Consider the following 15248-nt stretch of genomic DNA (forward strand, 5'->3'; position numbering starts at 1 on the left):
ACTACAGGGCACCGGCGTCCCGGGCCGCCCAGACGGTGGGGAAGAGGGGTCGGAAGCCGAGGTCCCTGCGGATCCGCTCGGTGGACATGACGCCGGACCAGGGATCGGGATCGGTCCGGGAGTACAGCTCGGCGGGCACCTCGGCGCCGTTGAGCCGGTGCAGGTCGACCGCCGTCACCGGGGCGTCGTCGGCGATGTTGTAGACCGGTCCGCTCACCGCGGGCGCGTGCAGGAGGCGCAGCAGCCCCTGGGCGACGTCCGCGTGGTGGCCCATCTGCAGCCGCTGGGCCGCCGCCCAGTGCGCGGCCCAGCGCAGGGACTGGGCGAGGTGCGGGTCGCCCTCGCCGTACACGAAGGGCAGCCGGCCGATCCGCACCTCCATGCCGTCCAGCGCGAGGAGTTCCCGCTCGGCCTCGGCCTTGGACTCGGGGTAGGCGCCCCACATCTCGCCGCCGGGCCGGATCCCGTCGTCCTCGGTCATCGGGCGGCCCCGCCCGACGCCGTACACGAGCCCCGTGCTGACCTGTACGAAGCGCCGCACGCCGGAGGCCAGCGCGGCGCGGCCGAGTGCCACCGCGGCGTCCCGGTTGACGGCCCACGCCTCCTCGTCCGGTACCCCGCGGAAGGACGCCGCGACGTTCACGACGGCGTCCGCTCCGGCCACCGCCCTGCCGAGCGCCTCCTCGTCCCGCAGGTCCCCGAGCACGACCTCGGCGCCCAGCTCCGCGAACCGCTCCCCGCGGGCCGCGTCGCGCACCAGCACCCGCACGCGCTCCCCCGCTCGTGCCTGTGCCAGCAGCCTCGGCACGAACCGCCGGCCGACCTGCCCCGTCGTACCGGTCACCAGTGTCAGCATCGTCTGCTCCTCTCGTGGCTGTCCGATGCCTCCAGCCTCGGACGCGTCCGGCGCCACCGGGAGAGACCTTCCGATCAGGGGATCGGCAGTCCCTGGATAAGCCGGGCGGGCTGCCGCACGCTGAGGGGGTGAACCGGACCGAACTCGCCGACTTCCTGCGCCGCGGCCGTGCCCGCCTGGACCCCTCCGACGTGGGCCTCGCCCCCGGCGCCCGCCGTCGGACACCCGGCCTGCGCCGGGAGGAGGTCGCGTCGCTCGCGGGCATGTCGGCGGACTACTACACCCGCCTGGAACAGTCCCGGGGCCCGCGCCCCTCCCGCCAGATGCTCACGGCTCTCGCCCGGGCCCTGCGCCTGACGGACGACGAACGGGACCACCTCTTCCATCTGGCCGGCGAGGATCCGCCCCGCCGGGAGGCGGCCTGTGCGCATGTGCGTCCCGGGCTGCTGCTGGTCCTGGACCGGCTGCACGACGCGCCGGCGCTGGTGGTGACGGACTGCGGTGAGGTGCTGGCGCAGAACGCGCTGTCACGGGCGCTGTCGGGAGACGTGCTGGCCCGGCCGCCCCGGCAGCGCAATCTGGTCCGCCGCTTCTTCCTCGACCCGGCGGGACGCGAGCTGTTTCCGCCTCAGGACGTGCCGGAACACGCACGGGTGCACGTGGCGAACCTGCGCGCGGTGGCCGCCGCCCGCCCCGACGACCCGGAGCCGGCCGCGCTGGTGGCCGAACTTCGTTCCGCCAGCGAGGAGTTCGCCCGTCTCTGGGACGAGCACGAGGTGGCGGTACGCCGCTTCGCGACGAAACGCTTCCGGCATCCGGTGGTGGGCCTGCTGGAACTGGACTGCGAGGTCCTGCTCACCGACGACCACCGCCACCAGCTCGTCCTCCACACGGCCCGCCCGGGAACGGAGTCGTACGAACGGCTTCAGCTGCTGAGGGTGGTGGGGACGCAGGACATGACCCCCCAGGGAGCCGCCGGCTAGAAACCGAGCTTGCGCAGCTGCTTCGGGTCGCGCTGCCAGTCCTTCGCGACCTTCACGTGGAGGTCCAGGAAGACGGGGGTGCCCAGGAGCGCCTCGATGTGCTTGCGGGACTTGATGCCGACCTCCTTCAGGCGCTTGCCCTTGGGGCCGATGATGATCCCCTTCTGGCTCGGGCGCTCGATGTAGAGGTTGGCGTGGATGTCGAGGAGGGGGCGGTCCGCGGGGCGGTCCTCGCGCGGGAGCATCTCCTCCACGACCACCGCGATGGAGTGGGGCAGCTCGTCCCGGACGCCCTCCAGAGCGGCCTCGCGGATGAGTTCCGCGATCATGACCTGCTCGGGTTCGTCCGTGAGGTCGCCCTCGGGGTAGAGGGCCGGGCCCTCGGGCAGCAGCGGAACGATCAGGTCGGCCAGCAGACCCACCTGCTTGTCACCGACCGCCGACACCGGGACGATCTCCGCCCACTCGAAGCCCAGCTCCTTGCCCAGCTGGTCGATCGCGATCAGCTGCTCGGCAAGGGTCTTGGAGTCCACCAGGTCGGTCTTGGTGACGATGGCGACCTTCGGGGTCTTCTTGATCCCGGCCAGTTCCTTGGCGATGAAGCGGTCGCCCGGGCCGATCTTCTCGTTCGCCGGAAGGCAGAAGCCGATCACGTCGACCTCGGCCCACGTCGTGCGTACGACGTCGTTGAGCCTCTCGCCGAGCAGGGTGCGCGGCTTGTGGAGCCCCGGGGTGTCCACCAGGATCAGCTGGGCGTCCGGCCGGTGCACGATGCCGCGCACCGTGTGCCGCGTCGTCTGCGGCTGGTTCGCGGTGATCGCCACCTTCTGCCCGACCAGAGCGTTCGTGAGGGTGGACTTGCCCGCGTTGGGCCGGCCCACGAAGCAGGCGAAGCCGGCGCGGTGGACGGTCTCGGCCGGCTTCTCGGATGACTGGGTACGAACGCTCATGCCGACCATTCTCCCTGATCCACGAAGCCGCGCCGTACCGTGTCGACAGCCCTGGTCACGGTGGTGGGACAGGCGCCGACGGGTTTTCGAACATACGTTCGCCATCGCCGGGGTCGCGGACGGTCTGCCGCCGCAGGGCCGGCGTGCACCCGACCTGCCGCAGCCGTGCCGCGGCAGGTCGGCGTCGAGGGCCGGATCCAGGTCCGCTCAGTCGTCGAAGGCCGCGAAGAGTTCCCGCTTGCTCACCTCTCGGATGCGGCGCACGTCGAACTCCTCCGGGTCCGCGGCCGACAGGGAGTCGAAGACCGCGCCGATGGCGTTGCCCAGGCCCCAGCAGCTGGTGTACGGGGGCCAGCCGCCGGGGCTGCCGTCCTCCAGGTCGTGCTGGCGGGTGAAGAGATAGTTCGCCCACTCCTTCTTCGACGGATAGCGGTGATGGTAGTCGTGCGTCGGTGTGTCGGCGGTGATGACGCAGAAGCGGATCGGCGCGTGCACGAACGTCATGCGCAGCAGCCACCTGGTCCACGCCTTCGCACGCACCGGGCCCCGCAGGTCAGCCGAGGGCGCCGCCTCGCCGAGGAAGACGGCGTTGGTCAGGGAGCCGAAATACTCCTTGCCGCGCCGCACCTTCACGTCAGGAGCGGGGAACGTGTGCTTGCAGCACAGGCGGAGGACGTTGCTCACCTGGAACAACGGAAAGAGCGGTACGCACCAGATCACCAGGAACGCGGGCCAGGTACCGGTCGCGACGGTCAAGGTGAGCGTGCCACCGTAGAGCGCGAGTGCCGTGATCTTCTCTCCGGGCATCGATCCGTGCCAGAAGGAGCGCATACGGCCCCAGGCGAACTCCGCGTGGAACAGCGGTGAGCACAGCTTGCGAACGACCCTGCGGTACATCTGGGCGCGGGTCATCCCCGGGTGCACGTCGAGGGTGAGGAGGAAGGCCTGCACCGTGGGGTCGCGCAGCGTCATGTGGTGCACGGCATGGTGGTCGCTGACGTGCTCCTGGCTGTAGCGCTGGAAGTGCTGCACGATCAGCAGCGACGCGATGGCCCCGCCGATCACCGTGTCCAGCCTGCGCCGACGGAACATATTGCGGTGCGAGCACTGGTGGAAGATCAGCATCCGCAGGTTGCGCATGCCGTGCAGGGTGATCGCCCAGCCGGGCAGGAGCAGCAGAAGCCAGGGGCCCGACAGCGTCCACGCGGCCATGCCGAGCGCCACTCCGAGCACGGGGGCGAGGACGGCCTGGAACAGGTGGTAGCCGGGCGTCCACCAGCGGAATGCCCGCTGGCCGACGAGTGGTTTCCCGGTGAAGACGGTCAGCGGGTACTGCAGGAAACGGGGCAGCGCCCGCATCGACTCCCGCGGATCTGTGGCATCCGTCCGGTCCAGCAGGACGGAAGCGGTGGGTGTGGAGGGCATGGAGCCTTTCTCCCGTAGGTGTGCGTGGGTCCGCCGTTCGAGTGCGGGCAGGGCGGGGACGCCGGGGACGCTTCGACGTCAGCTGTGCGCGATGCCCGGCCCCAGTGCCCGGTCCACCAGCGCCCCCGCCGCCCCCGTATAGGCAGCGGGGTCGAGGAGCACGGCGAGTTCGGCGGCGGTCAGGTGGTCCGTGACCTGCGGGCGCGCGGCAAGCACCGCGCCGAGGGGGCGGCCGCTGCGCTCCGCCGCCGCCGACGCCTCGGTCAGGAGGGCCTTGGCCGCGGCCTTGCCCAGGCGCGGAGCGAGCGCGGCGGCCAAGCGCTCGGTGACGATCTGACTGCCCGTCAGATCGAGGTTCTCGCGCATCCGGTCCGGATGCACCGTCAGCCCCCGGGCCAGTTCCACCCCGGTGTACGCGGCGCCTCCGGCGAGCCGCAGGCACTCGCGCAGTAGTTGCCACTCCGCGTGCCACGCGCCCGCGGAGCGCTCGTCCTCGGCGAGCATGCACTGGGTCAACGCCCCGGACAGGGCCGGCACTTGAAGTGCGGCGGAGCGCATCAGCGTCGCCAGCACAGGGTTGCGCTTGTGCGGCATCGCCGAGGAGGCCCCGCGCCCGGCGGCGGTCGGCTCGGCGACCTCGCCGACCTCCGTACGGGCCAGGGACTGGACGTCCAGGGCGATCTTCCCGAGTGCCCCCGTGGTGTGAGCCAGCGCTGCCGCGAGGTCGGCCATCGGGGTGCGCAGGCAGTGCCAGGGCAGCCCGGAGTACGACAGGCCCAGTTCGTGGGCGAAGGCACGGGTGAGGTGGAGCACGTAGTCCGCGTCCCGCGCCTCGGCGGCGGGTGTCCCGTCCGCCGGGCGAGCGCCACCGTTCCCCTCGGCACGGTCGCCCCCGCCGCTCGTGCCCGTCTCCCAACCCGCCGGGTCCGCTGAGCCGGGTCCGTACGCGAGGTAGCCGGCGAGCGTTCCCGCTGCTCCGCCGAGGGACACCGGGAGGCCGTGATCGAGGACGCGTTCCACTCTCTCCGCGGCGTCCCGCACCAGGCGGTACCAGCCCGCGGCCTTGAGACCGAAGGTGGTGGGGACCGCGTGCAGCGCCAGGGTGCGGCCGGCCATGGGGGTGCCGCGGTGGGTGCGGGCGAGGTCGCCCAGAGCCGTGGCCATGCGCAGCAGGTCCCCGTGTACGAGCCGCAGCGCGCGGGCGGCGACCAGCATGGCACCGGTGTCCAGGATGTCCTGGCTGGTGGAGCCCCGATGAACGTATTCGGCGGCTTCGGGGTCGATGCGCGCCACCACCGCGGTGAGCGCCTGCACCAGGCCCACGACCGGGTTGGCCGTCTCCCGGGCCGCATGGGCGAGCGCCGGTACGTCGAAGTACTCGGCCCGGGCGGCCTGCGTGATCGCTTTCGCCGCCTCGGCCGGGACGGTGCCCAGGGCCGCCTGGGCACGGGCGAGGGCCGCCTCGGCGTCGAGCATGGCCTGCAGCCAGGCCGTGTCACCGACCGCCCGGGCGACGGGAGTGGCGGCCCGTACGGGGGACAGGAGGCCGACGTCGGCCTCGTCGAGGACGGGGAGTGCCGAGGCCGCGCCGGTGGCGGCGGGTTCCGCCACCGATGTGATGCCACTCGTCATGCCATTGCCTCTTTCGCTCGGATCGCAGCGGGCGAGCCGATCACGGACACCAGGGCGGCCGCGATGGCATCGGAGTCGCCGAGGGTCACCGAGTCCACGCCGGGCCGGATACCGGCGGCGGTGACCCAGTGCACGCCCTCCGTGGGCACGCCGTGGGCGAAGCGGCGTGGGTGGGGACGGCCCTGAGCGTCCCGTACGCGGTAGGGCCGCTCGGTCACGGCGAGCCCGCCGGTGACGTGATCGGCGTCGTCGGGGTCGGGTACGCGGTGCGAGGTGCATTGCCCGGTGTCCAGCAGGTGGCGCAGCAACGGGTCGTCGGCCGTGCGCAGGTCCGGCTCCGGCAGCCGGGCCTCGACGAGGACCGAACCGGAGAAGCGGGCGCCGGGGACGTCGGACTCCATGACGAAGGCACCCGTCCGCGCGTCGGCGTGCACCCGCGCCCCGGGGCCCGCGATCCGGAGGATGCCGGCGCGGATCAGGGCGAGCATCTGCTCGATGCGAACGGCGGGCGGTCCGATCGACAGGAACGCGTTCAGCGGGGTGTACCAGCGGTCCAGGTCGTCGTGATGCGAACGGCCTCGCAGTCCCTGGTGGTCGACGAGCAGCCGGACCTCGTTGCGCAGGTCCCGGAACACGTCCAGCGCCGCCTTGAGCGGACCGCTGACATTTCCCGCGCGCGCCGCGGCCACGTCCCGTTCCAGGTACTCCTCCAGCCAGGTCCGCCAGGCGTCCTCGTCGCTGAACTCCCTTGCCCCGTAGGGGTGGTGGACGCGCGCCCAGTCCCATCGTTCGTCCGGTTCCACGCCGGCCTCGGTGAGCAGCTCGGGGTGCTCCGCGGGCGGGGCCGCGAGCAGACGCGCGGCGAGCGCGCGGGCTCGCGCGGGCTGCCCGGCGGCGGTGACCAGCGCCTCGTAATAGACCGCCTCGACCTCCCGGGAGATCAGCGGCCACAGGTCGCGCCGGAAGTCCAGGCCGCCGTGCTCGGCTCCGTGCCGCCGCAGCCGGGCGATGGTGTCGGGGGTGAGCAGGCGCGGGTAATAGCGGCCGTGCGCGCCCTTCTCGTTCTCTCCGCGCGCGTGGTGCGGCACGCCCCGTCGAGACCCCGCGCACAGCAGTGGCTCACGGCCGGAGGGCAGGTAGACGAGCGTCCCGCCGCGCCGCTCGAAGCGTCCGCCGCGGCCGCTGGTGAGCAGCGCCATGTGGTCGAAGAAGTTCAGGCCGAGCCCGCGCAGCAGTACGGGCTCGCCAGGGCGTGCGGCGCTGTGGTCGACGTCGGCCGGGTTGGCCGGAGCGTGGTGCACGAGCCCGAACCGGGCGGAAAAGGCGGCCAGTTCACGGTCCTGCGACGTCGGCCGGGCGGCCACGTGTCCCTGGCTGAGCACCACGGCGTCGAGACCGTCGAGCACCGTACCGTCCTCCAGGCGCACGCGCTGGTGGGTACCGCCGTCCGTGTCGTCGAGGGCGACCGCGCGACTGCGGTGCACGCGGACGCCGACACCTTCCGGCGCCCGGCCCGCCACTCGCCGGAACACCCAGGCGAGGTAGTGCCCGTACAGGGCGCGCGTCGGGTAGTCGTCGGGGCCGAGCCGGGCGGCCTCGGCGAGCACGGCCTCGGCGAAGACGCCGTCCTCGAACGGTCCCATCAAGGTCACGAAGCGCGCCCACTCGTAGAGGCTGGGCCCGGGTTCGAGAGGGCCGTCGACGCGCACGCTGTCGTCGGTGAAGAGGGTGACCTGGGAGGCGACGGTGTTCATCAGGAGGTCGAGCGGCTGGTCCGTGCGCCATACCTGTCCGGCACCTGGCGGGTACGGGTCGACGACATGCACGATGACGTCTGCCGCGGGCCGGTCCGTGCGCAGCCGGGCGCAGAGCCGTTCGAGTACGGACAAGCCGCGCGGGCCGGCCCCGATGAGACAGAGCGACGTGGTGGCGCGGTTCACGGGGTGAGCTCCTCGCCGCGCAGGGTCACGGCGACGGAGGCGAGGGCGGCGTCGGCCCGCTGCTCGGCCTCGTCCGGGGTGGCGCCCGTGGTGAGGACCAGGCCGAGCCGGTCCCACGACGAACGTACGTCGCCCACGGCGTCCCCGGGGCCACGGCTCAGGTCGAGGCGGTGCACGCCGGGCAGTGCGCGGGCGGCTTCGGCACCGTGGACCTGGTCGATGACACCTGCGCCGGGGGCGGACAGGAAGCGCACGGCGGCCGCGCGGACAGGCTCGGGGAAGGGGGGTTGTTCCTCGCCGAGGAGCATGCCGATCCACCGGTCGTGGACGTTGATCCCGTACGCCAGGTCGATCAGATCCATGATGCGATCGCCGGGCGGCCGCGCGGCGCACTCGATGAGCTGCGGGCCCGCGTCCGTGAGCATCCACTCGGCGTGCAGGATGCCGCTGCCGTACCCGACCGCGGCCACCAGCCGTTCCACGGCGCGGCGCCACTGTTCGTCCTGCGGTCCCACGGTGTGCCCGGTCTCGACGGGGCTGGGGCCGGGCAAGGTGTACTTGCGGGTCACGTTGCAGAACACCACCGCGCCGTCGTGCACCAGGGCTTCGGTGCTGAACTCCTGGCCCGTCAGGCGCTCTTCGACCAGATAGCGCCATCGCATGGGGCGGCGGGCCAGCTGCCGGCCCTCGTCCGCCTCGGTGCAGTACCGCCAGGCCCGCTCCACGTCGTCCCCTCGGTCGAGCAGGACGACACCCAGGCTCGCCTGCCGCCCGGCCGGTTTGACCACACAGGGGCCGCCGTCGGCGAACGCGGCGATATCGGCAGCGGAGCGTATCTCCCGGAAGGCGGGCCCCGGCATGCCGGCCGCGGCCGTGGCCTCGCGCAGCAGCAGCTTGTCCCGGAGGATCGCCGCCGCCTCCGGGCCCGCCCCGGCCACGCCGAGCGCCTCGGCGGCCTGCGCGGCCGCGAGGACCGCGTACTCGAGGCCTGCCACCACCGCGTCGAACGGACCCAGCTCGGCGGCCACTTCGAGGAACTGCTCGTCCTGCTGGTAGCGGGCGAACCGTACCGTGCCGAGGCAGGGGTGCGCGGCGGCCCTGGGCTCCAGCTTCTTGGCGTGCCACAGGTCCTCCTCCTCGATGAGGGTGACGCTGCCCGCGGGGCGGCAGCCGTCGAGGGCGGCCAGCGCGGTGTCGTTGTAGCCGATGAGCAGCAGGCGCATGGTCAGCGCTCTCCTTTGCGGGCGAGTACGGCGGTGAACACTCCGGCGGCGGCCAGCGGGAACCAGAAGACGCCCGGACCGCCGTGGGACGAGGCGAGCAGGAAGAAGGTCCCGCCGGCGAAGGAGCCGGCCGACTCCCCTGCGGCCGTGGCCACTTGACGCAGGCTGAGCAGCTCCACCACGGGCCGGTCGCCGCCCAGTTCCGCGAAGGCGGTGCTCACCGTGGGCGTGAAAAGGGTCTCGGCAAAGGTGAAGACCACGACCGCGGCGAACGCGGCGACAAGGCTGTGCGCGCCGAGCCCGAGCACCGCGTAGGCGCAGGAGAAGGCGAGCAGGCCGAGCAGCAGATACCGCAGCGGGTGCCCTCCGCGCTCCATCCCGCGTCTCATGAACGCGGTCACCGGGATCTGCAGGCCGACGACGAGCACCGCGTTGAGCGAGAAGAACGCGGCCCGCAGGGCGCTGTCCTCGGTGAGCCGGGCGATGTGCAGGGCCAGGGCCGAGAACAGCTGGGCGTACAGCAGCGACCCCACGGCGGTCACCCAGGCGACACGGCGTACGTCGGGCGCGGTGAAGACCACCTTGAGGATGCCGAGTCGCAGGGGCCGCCGCTCTTCCTGTGTCGAGAGCCGCAACCCCGCGGGAACGGTGACCAGGGCGGACCCGGCGGCGACGACGTACAGGACGGCGACGAGGGACAGCAGCGAACCGTAGTGGCCGCCGCCGAACAGGAAGTTGGCGATGACCGGACCGAGCGCCGCCGAGACGTTCACGGCGACCTGGATCGCGGAGAAGACCGCCGTGCGGTCCCCGGCCGAGGGCAGCGCCCGCACCACGTAGGCGCGGGCGGTCAGACCGTTGACGCTGATGCCGAATCCCGCCGTGACGAGGCAGCACAGGATGCCCGGGATCCCGGGTGCCCACGGCAGCGCGCCGAACCCGGCACCGGCGAGCAACAGGCCCCCCACCATCGTCCGCCGGACCGGGGCACGGTGCAGATACCCGCCGATGAACAGGGCTCCGGCCCGCAGCGCGAACGTCGACGCGAGCAGCGCGGTCCCGATCCACCAGGCGTTCACCCCCGGGTGCAGCCGGGGCAGCAGCACCGGCAGGACGGGGAGCAGGGTGAAGTAGCCGAGGTGCGAGAACAGGTAGTCGAGGACCAGAGTGGCGCCCACGGTACGGACGGTGGCGGGGGCGGCCTCGGCTCCGGAAGGCGCGCTGTCCCTGGTCGCCGCCCTCTCCGTGCTCATCGTGCCGCTTCCAGAACGATGTCCAGCCGGCCGCGGGCCTCCGCCAGGATCTCCTCGACGCCCTCCGGCCCGTCCGCGCCCGCGACGAGCACCCCGTGGCGGTCGGCGGAGCTGGTGACGGGGCCGATGACGTCCCCGGGCCACACGCCGAGATGCGCGGCGAGCAGGCCGGAGGAGCGCGAGAGCATGCCCCAGCCCTCGACGGACCTGACCCGGCCGGGGTCCAGGACGAGGAAGTCGCAGCCCGCTGCCCCGGCCGCGGGGGGAATCGCGGCGGCCGGGCGGCCGAGCAGGTCGTCCAGGAGGGTGCCGAACAGCTCAAGGCCCGGCCGGGTGTGCTCGACCAGAGCGTGCAGGAAGTCACCGCCGGGCCTGGCATGGATCTCACCGAGCACGACGTCGCCTTCGGGGGACACCCAGAACTCCACGTGCACGATCCCGTGGGTGATGCCGGCCACTGCCACGGCACGGGCGGTCTCCGCACGGGCCGACTCGTCGACGGCGGCGTCCAGGCCCGCGGGCATCCGGTGCCCCGTCTCGACGAAGCCGGCCCCGGTGTGCTTGCGTGTCAGGCCCAGGATCCGGCACTCACCGCCGAGCATCACGCCCTCGGCGGAGAACTCCTCGCCCCGCACGAACTCCTCGATCAGGAAGGGCCGCACACCGTCGAGCGCGTCCAGGGCCGTGGGCAGGTCGCGCGCCGACGTCACCAAGGACACCCCCGCGCTGCCCATGCCGTCACGCGGCTTCACGATCCACGGCCCGCTCCCGCCGTTCTCCGCCAGGAACCGCTCCGCCGCCGGCAGGTCCGCCGCCACGGCGGAGCGCGGCTGGGTGAACCCGGCGACGCGCAGGGCCTCACGGCACAGGTCCTTGGTCCGGATGGTGCGCACGGCCTCCGGGGCGTTGCCCGGCAGGCCGAGTGCGCGGGCGAGCAGCGCCGTGGCCAGGACCGCGCCCTCCTTGAGTGTCAGGACGGCCGTCACCTCGGGGTGCGCGGCGGCGAACTCGCGACAGGCGTCCTCGTCGTCGTACGCGAGCGGCAGGATCTCGTCGGCGGCCATGCGCCAGCCGCCCCCGTCGAGGGCGGCCGGGGTGTCCACGCCGAGCAGGCGCAGGCCCCGGGCCGCCGCCTGCGCGGTGAGCCGGCGCATCTGGTCCTGCCCGTGCGCGGAGGCCGAGGTGCAGCCGACCACGAGTACGGTGTCAGCGTTCATCGCCGATCCTGATGGTGATGGCCTGCTGGGCGGCGGCGAGCGAGGCACGCACCGCGTCGTACGAGTCGCCGGTGGCGATGACGGCGAGCACGGCGCTGGAGACGAAGTCGGCGGGCGGGACCGCCACCTTCTGGCCCGGCTCGCGCTCGACGGCGATGTGCTCGACCCCGGCGACGCGCAGCGCGTCACCGAGCCCGTCGATGCCCTCCAGGATTCCGGCGCGGTCCGCCATGACCCGGATCAGGCCCGCGTACCGCGCCGGTCCCTCGGCGGGCAGCGGCGCCCGGCCGGTCGCGACGCGCAACGTGTTCTCGCAGAACGGCACCCCGGTGGCGAGGCCCGTCAGGTGCGAGGTGATGAAGTCGCCGCCGCCGCGCGCCGCGCACTCCACGAGCCGGGCCCGCCCGTCGGGGCCGACCATGCACTCCAGGTGGAAGGCGCAGTCGTCGATGCCGAAGGCGGCCACGACCGCACGGGTCAGGGCGTGCACGGACTCCAGGGCTTCGGCGGGCAGGGCGCTCGGGAAGACGTGGCCGGTCTCCAGGTGGAAGTCCGGGGTGGTCGTCTTGTCGGTGACGCCGGCGAAGTACACCTCGCCGCCCTGTACCCAGCCCTCCACGCTGTGCTCGGTGCCGGTCAGGAACTCCTCGACGAGGATCTCGCCGTCGTGCCCGGTGAAGAGGCGGTCGACAGAGGGCTGGACGTAGCGGTGCAGCTCCTCGAACGCGGGGCGCAGGCCGTCCTCGCCGTGCACCGTGTAGATGCCCTTGCTGCCATTGCCGGTGACCGGCTTGAGGATCAGCGGGTAGCCGATCTCCGCGGCCGCCTTCGCCGCCTCGTCCCAGGTGCGTACGCGGGCGTAGCGCGGGATGAGGTCGGGCCGATCCTTCAGGGACTCGCGCATGCGGAACTTGTCCCGGGCCACCGTGGCGGCCGCGGGCGACGGGGCCCTCAGGCCGTGGCGCGCGGCGAGGCGGCTGACGGCCTCCACCCCGGGGTCGGACCAGGTGACGACGCCCGCGACGGTGTTGCGGGCGGCGATGTCCGCCATCGTGGCGTCCAGGGCCGCCGCGTCGAAGGTGTCGAGCTGGTGGACCTCGCGGACAAGGCGCTCGGGCAGATCGGCGGGCGCCTTGTCGGCGATCAGGACGACCTCGTGGCCGAGACGGTGTGCGGCGAAGAACGCGGCGCGCTGCTCGAGCGGCGTACGGCGGACGTTGAGAAAGACGATCACGTCCTTCTGGCCCTCGCGTGCGACAGCACACCCGGCGGGCTCGGCGGTGCGGGCGGACTCAGACATGGCGCTCCTGTGTGCTGTCGATGATCGTTCGGCGGTGCCAGTGGTGGTCGAACGCGGTGACGGTGATCGGCTTCCCGTGCTGGGCGGACTCGGCCACGAGGTCCGCGGCCTGGGCGAGGAACCGGGCGACACGCGTGACGGCGACCAGGTCGGACCGTTCGAAGGGCGGGCCCTCGCAGCGCAGGATCCGCAGGTCGGTGAGGCTCTGGAACGGGTGGCCCGCGACCATGACCCGCTCGGGGCTGCGGGCCGAGTAGCGGATGTTGTTGGCGACGTGGCCGCGGTGGTGCAGATCCGAGTGGACGGCGAGGTCCGGCAGCGCGTGCGGCGCGAGGAAGTCACGGGCCTGCACCGCCGGGTCCTTCGGCAGGTTGCCGGGCATGACGTGCCAGGTGTTGTACTGCATCCGCGCGGACATGGCCCACGCCGAGTCGGCCACACTGGCCCGGTCGCCGCCGTGCTGGGCCAGGGCGGTGGCTCCCGGCACGACACAGCAGTAGAAGTCGGGCAGTTCCCAGGAGACGATCTCCGCCCAGTCGCGCCGGCCCAGTGCGTCGATCAGCTTGGGCAGCGACCGGATGCCGCGGCTCAGGGCGAAGTCCGCGGCGAAGTGTTCGGTGGCCGCGGCGACGACGGTGTGGATGAGCGCCTCGAAGCCGCTGGGATGCTCCGGCATCGGTTCGGCGAGCCAGTCCCGCTCGGACCGCAGCAGGGCGACGGCGGCATCCAGGTCCGCCGCCTCTCCCGGCAGCAGCCCGGAAAGACGCTCGCAGATCCCCTTCTCCTGGCGGCTCGGACCGCTCGGACCGGGCAGCAGAAACTCCGACTTGCGCCGCGTGGTGGCGTTGATCTCGTAGTAGAGGCGCCGGCCGCTCACCAGTTCCGCGCGTACGACGGCCAACCGCGCGGCGACCGTCTCGAGTCCCTCGACGGTGTACTCCCCGGGCCGGTCCGGCACGACGTCGATGTCCGCGTCGGGGTCGACCTGGAGGTAGAGGGCGCGCATGGCACGGAAGTTGTCGGCGACGTGGTCGAGGGTGAGCTGGTAGCCGTTGAAGCTCTCGATGCGGTTGGGCCCGCCCGACAGGTGGAGCAGCCACAGACAGGCGACGACGACCGCCTCTTCGTCGGTCCACATCTGCGGGGGCAGCCGGTCGAGGTGGTGGAAGAAGCAGTCGGGGTGCGTCGGCAGCAGCGTCTTGCCGGTGAGGTTGCCGTCGTCGCGCAGGTTCGAGTAGACGGTCCGGTCGCGGTAGAGCTGTACCGGGGGGACCATGAACACGGCGTTGCGCAGCGCCGCGACCGCCCGGGTGCGGCCCTCGGCGCCGATGCGCTCCAGCCAGGTACGGCTCTCGTGGATCTCGTGTGCGACGCGCTGGTCGGCATCGGCCAGGAGCAGCCGGTAGTGGGCGAGGTCCGCTTCGCTCCAGCCGATGCGCGCGGCGACGCCGACGAAGTCCTCCGGCAGGCTGCGGGCGCCGGGGAGCGTCACCAGGAGGCGGCCGTGCCGGGTCAGAACCAGTGCGCTGGTGAAGACCGAGGCCGAGGCGGCGTCGCTCGTGGGCCGGGGGCCGCCGGGCTCGCCGGGTCCCGGCTCGCGGCCGGGCCGGGTCAGGGTCTCCAGGGCGGCGGCCTCGGCGCGGGTGAGCGCGCGCCGGGCGTGGTCCGCCTCCAGGCGCCCGTCGAGGGTGAGCAGCGTCTCGATCTGGGAGGCCGTGTCGGTGGCGCCGCGCGCCCGGCTCAGGGTGCGGCGCAGCAGCTCCTCGAAGCCCGCGCCGTCCAGGACCCGGTCCGGCTCGGGGGTGGTGCCGGCCGGCCGGTCGCTGCGGCTGGGCCGCTTGCTGCGCCGGGCCTCCTCCATGGCGAGACGGCGGGCGCTCTTGACGGGGCCTCCAGGGCGATCGGCCCGCTCCGACGGCGGTGTCCGCTGTGCCGGTTCGCCGGCCGACGCCGCCCGCTGCGCCACCGTGTCCGTACGCTGGGGCCATTCACTTCGGTGCACGGAAGTTCTCCTGACCTTCGACGTAGGCCCACAGCGACTCGTCGGTGGGCTGCCAGGCTGGATCGGGGTAGATGCAGTCGACCGGGCAGGCCTGGACGCACTTGGCGCAGCCGTTGCACAGCTCCGGAACGATCACCACGTCCAGTCCACGGTTGTAGACCGCGCTGAACTGCGGCGGGCAGGCCCGCATGCAGGAGTCGCAGCCGATGCACTCGGCCTGTTCGATCCGGCGGGGCTCCTTGCGCCACTCGCTGTTGCGCCGTCGCTCGGCGATGCGCTGCTCCACCGTGGCCGCGGGAGCGTCCTGTGCCGCCTCGCCCTCGGGCGGGGCGGCGAAATGCGGTGATGTCAGGGGTGGTTGGGAGGGTTGTGATGTCTGGGAGGTCATGGTGTTTCCTGGCTCGGAGGGAAGACCTGCGCGGTGGCGCACGGACCGTGCGGGTGCGGTGCGGAACCGGGAAGGGCGC

General features: G+C 72.9%; 12 protein-coding genes. 1 reads left to right on the plus strand and 11 read right to left on the minus strand.

What is annotated here, in order from left to right; all coding sequences use genetic code 11:
• Nucleotide 1 precedes the first annotated feature (1 nt).
• Nucleotides 2-856, minus strand: a complete 855-nt coding sequence (locus AVL59_RS39870) for an NAD-dependent epimerase/dehydratase family protein (protein WP_067314297.1) — start codon at nucleotides 854-856, stop codon at nucleotides 2-4.
• 128 nt (nucleotides 857-984) lie between these two features.
• Between AVL59_RS39870 and AVL59_RS39875 the strand changes: the two genes are divergently transcribed.
• Nucleotides 985-1839: a helix-turn-helix transcriptional regulator gene (locus AVL59_RS39875; RefSeq protein WP_067314299.1), complete on the plus strand. Its 855-nt coding sequence runs from the start codon at nucleotides 985-987 to the stop codon at nucleotides 1837-1839.
• Here the strand turns inward: AVL59_RS39875 and era are convergent.
• The 10 genes from era to AVL59_RS39925 form a co-directional block, all read right to left on the minus strand.
• On the minus strand, nucleotides 1836-2789 hold the full coding sequence (era, locus tag AVL59_RS39880) for a GTPase Era (RefSeq protein WP_067318321.1): 954 nt from the start codon (nucleotides 2787-2789) through the stop codon (nucleotides 1836-1838). The two genes, AVL59_RS39875 and era, sit on opposite strands and share 4 nt — an antisense overlap.
• Nucleotides 2790-2996: 207 nt before the next feature.
• A complete protein-coding gene (locus tag AVL59_RS39885; RefSeq protein WP_067314301.1) occupies nucleotides 2997-4214 on the minus strand; it encodes a fatty acid desaturase family protein in 1218 nt (405 codons plus the stop codon).
• 78 nt (nucleotides 4215-4292) lie between these two features.
• Nucleotides 4293-5846, minus strand: a complete 1554-nt coding sequence (locus tag AVL59_RS39890; protein ID WP_079147222.1) for a class-II fumarase/aspartase family protein — start codon at nucleotides 5844-5846, stop codon at nucleotides 4293-4295.
• Entirely contained in the window at nucleotides 5843-7786 is a 1944-nt protein-coding gene (locus AVL59_RS39895; RefSeq protein ID WP_067314302.1) for an FAD/NAD(P)-binding protein, read from the minus strand. The genes AVL59_RS39890 and AVL59_RS39895 overlap by 4 nt, the downstream gene beginning before the upstream one ends.
• Entirely contained in the window at nucleotides 7783-9009 is a 1227-nt protein-coding gene (locus tag AVL59_RS55315; RefSeq protein ID WP_067314304.1) for an ATP-grasp domain-containing protein, read from the minus strand. Before AVL59_RS55315 ends, AVL59_RS39895 begins: the two co-directional genes overlap by 4 nt.
• Nucleotides 9010-9011: 2 nt before the next feature.
• A complete protein-coding gene (locus AVL59_RS39905; protein ID WP_067314306.1) occupies nucleotides 9012-10262 on the minus strand; it encodes an MFS transporter in 1251 nt (416 codons plus the stop codon).
• Nucleotides 10259-11479 carry an ATP-grasp domain-containing protein gene (locus AVL59_RS39910; protein ID WP_067314308.1) on the minus strand — a complete coding sequence of 407 codons (1221 nt, stop codon included), beginning with the start codon at nucleotides 11477-11479 and terminating at the stop codon, nucleotides 10259-10261. The genes AVL59_RS39905 and AVL59_RS39910 overlap by 4 nt, the downstream gene beginning before the upstream one ends.
• Nucleotides 11469-12779, minus strand: a complete 1311-nt coding sequence (locus AVL59_RS39915) for an ATP-grasp domain-containing protein (protein WP_079147223.1) — start codon at nucleotides 12777-12779, stop codon at nucleotides 11469-11471. Before AVL59_RS39915 ends, AVL59_RS39910 begins: the two co-directional genes overlap by 11 nt.
• On the minus strand, nucleotides 12772-14781 hold the full coding sequence (locus AVL59_RS39920; RefSeq protein WP_159400196.1) for a hypothetical protein: 2010 nt from the start codon (nucleotides 14779-14781) through the stop codon (nucleotides 12772-12774). Before AVL59_RS39920 ends, AVL59_RS39915 begins: the two co-directional genes overlap by 8 nt.
• The gene (locus tag AVL59_RS39925; RefSeq protein WP_079147224.1) at nucleotides 14768-15169 is read right to left on the minus strand and encodes a 4Fe-4S dicluster domain-containing protein; all 402 of its coding nucleotides are present in this window, start codon (nucleotides 15167-15169) and stop codon (nucleotides 14768-14770) included. The genes AVL59_RS39920 and AVL59_RS39925 overlap by 14 nt, the downstream gene beginning before the upstream one ends.
• Between the last annotated feature and the right edge of the window lie 79 nt (nucleotides 15170-15248).

Origin of the sequence: Streptomyces griseochromogenes (assembly GCF_001542625.1) — a bacterium.
In the GTDB taxonomy this organism is placed as follows: Bacteria; Actinomycetota; Actinomycetes; order Streptomycetales; family Streptomycetaceae; genus Streptomyces; species Streptomyces griseochromogenes.

What these genes read in the sequence shown, in the direction of transcription:
- AVL59_RS39925 (WP_079147224.1), bottom strand. Translation starts at nt 15,169, where the DNA reads ATGACCTCCCAGACATCACAACCCTCCCAACCACCCCTGACATCACCG.
- AVL59_RS39885 (WP_067314301.1), bottom strand. Translation starts at nt 4,214, where the DNA reads ATGCCCTCCACACCCACCGCTTCCGTCCTGCTGGACCGGACGGATGCC.
- era (WP_067318321.1), bottom strand. Translation starts at nt 2,789, where the DNA reads ATGAGCGTTCGTACCCAGTCATCCGAGAAGCCGGCCGAGACCGTCCAC.
- AVL59_RS39915 (WP_079147223.1), bottom strand. Translation starts at nt 12,779, where the DNA reads ATGTCTGAGTCCGCCCGCACCGCCGAGCCCGCCGGGTGTGCTGTCGCA.
- AVL59_RS55315 (WP_067314304.1), bottom strand. Translation starts at nt 9,009, where the DNA reads ATGCGCCTGCTGCTCATCGGCTACAACGACACCGCGCTGGCCGCCCTC.
- AVL59_RS39890 (WP_079147222.1), bottom strand. Translation starts at nt 5,846, where the DNA reads ATGACGAGTGGCATCACATCGGTGGCGGAACCCGCCGCCACCGGCGCG.
- AVL59_RS39910 (WP_067314308.1), bottom strand. Translation starts at nt 11,479, where the DNA reads ATGAACGCTGACACCGTACTCGTGGTCGGCTGCACCTCGGCCTCCGCG.
- AVL59_RS39870 (WP_067314297.1), bottom strand. Translation starts at nt 856, where the DNA reads ATGCTGACACTGGTGACCGGTACGACGGGGCAGGTCGGCCGGCGGTTC.
- AVL59_RS39905 (WP_067314306.1), bottom strand. Translation starts at nt 10,262, where the DNA reads ATGAGCACGGAGAGGGCGGCGACCAGGGACAGCGCGCCTTCCGGAGCC.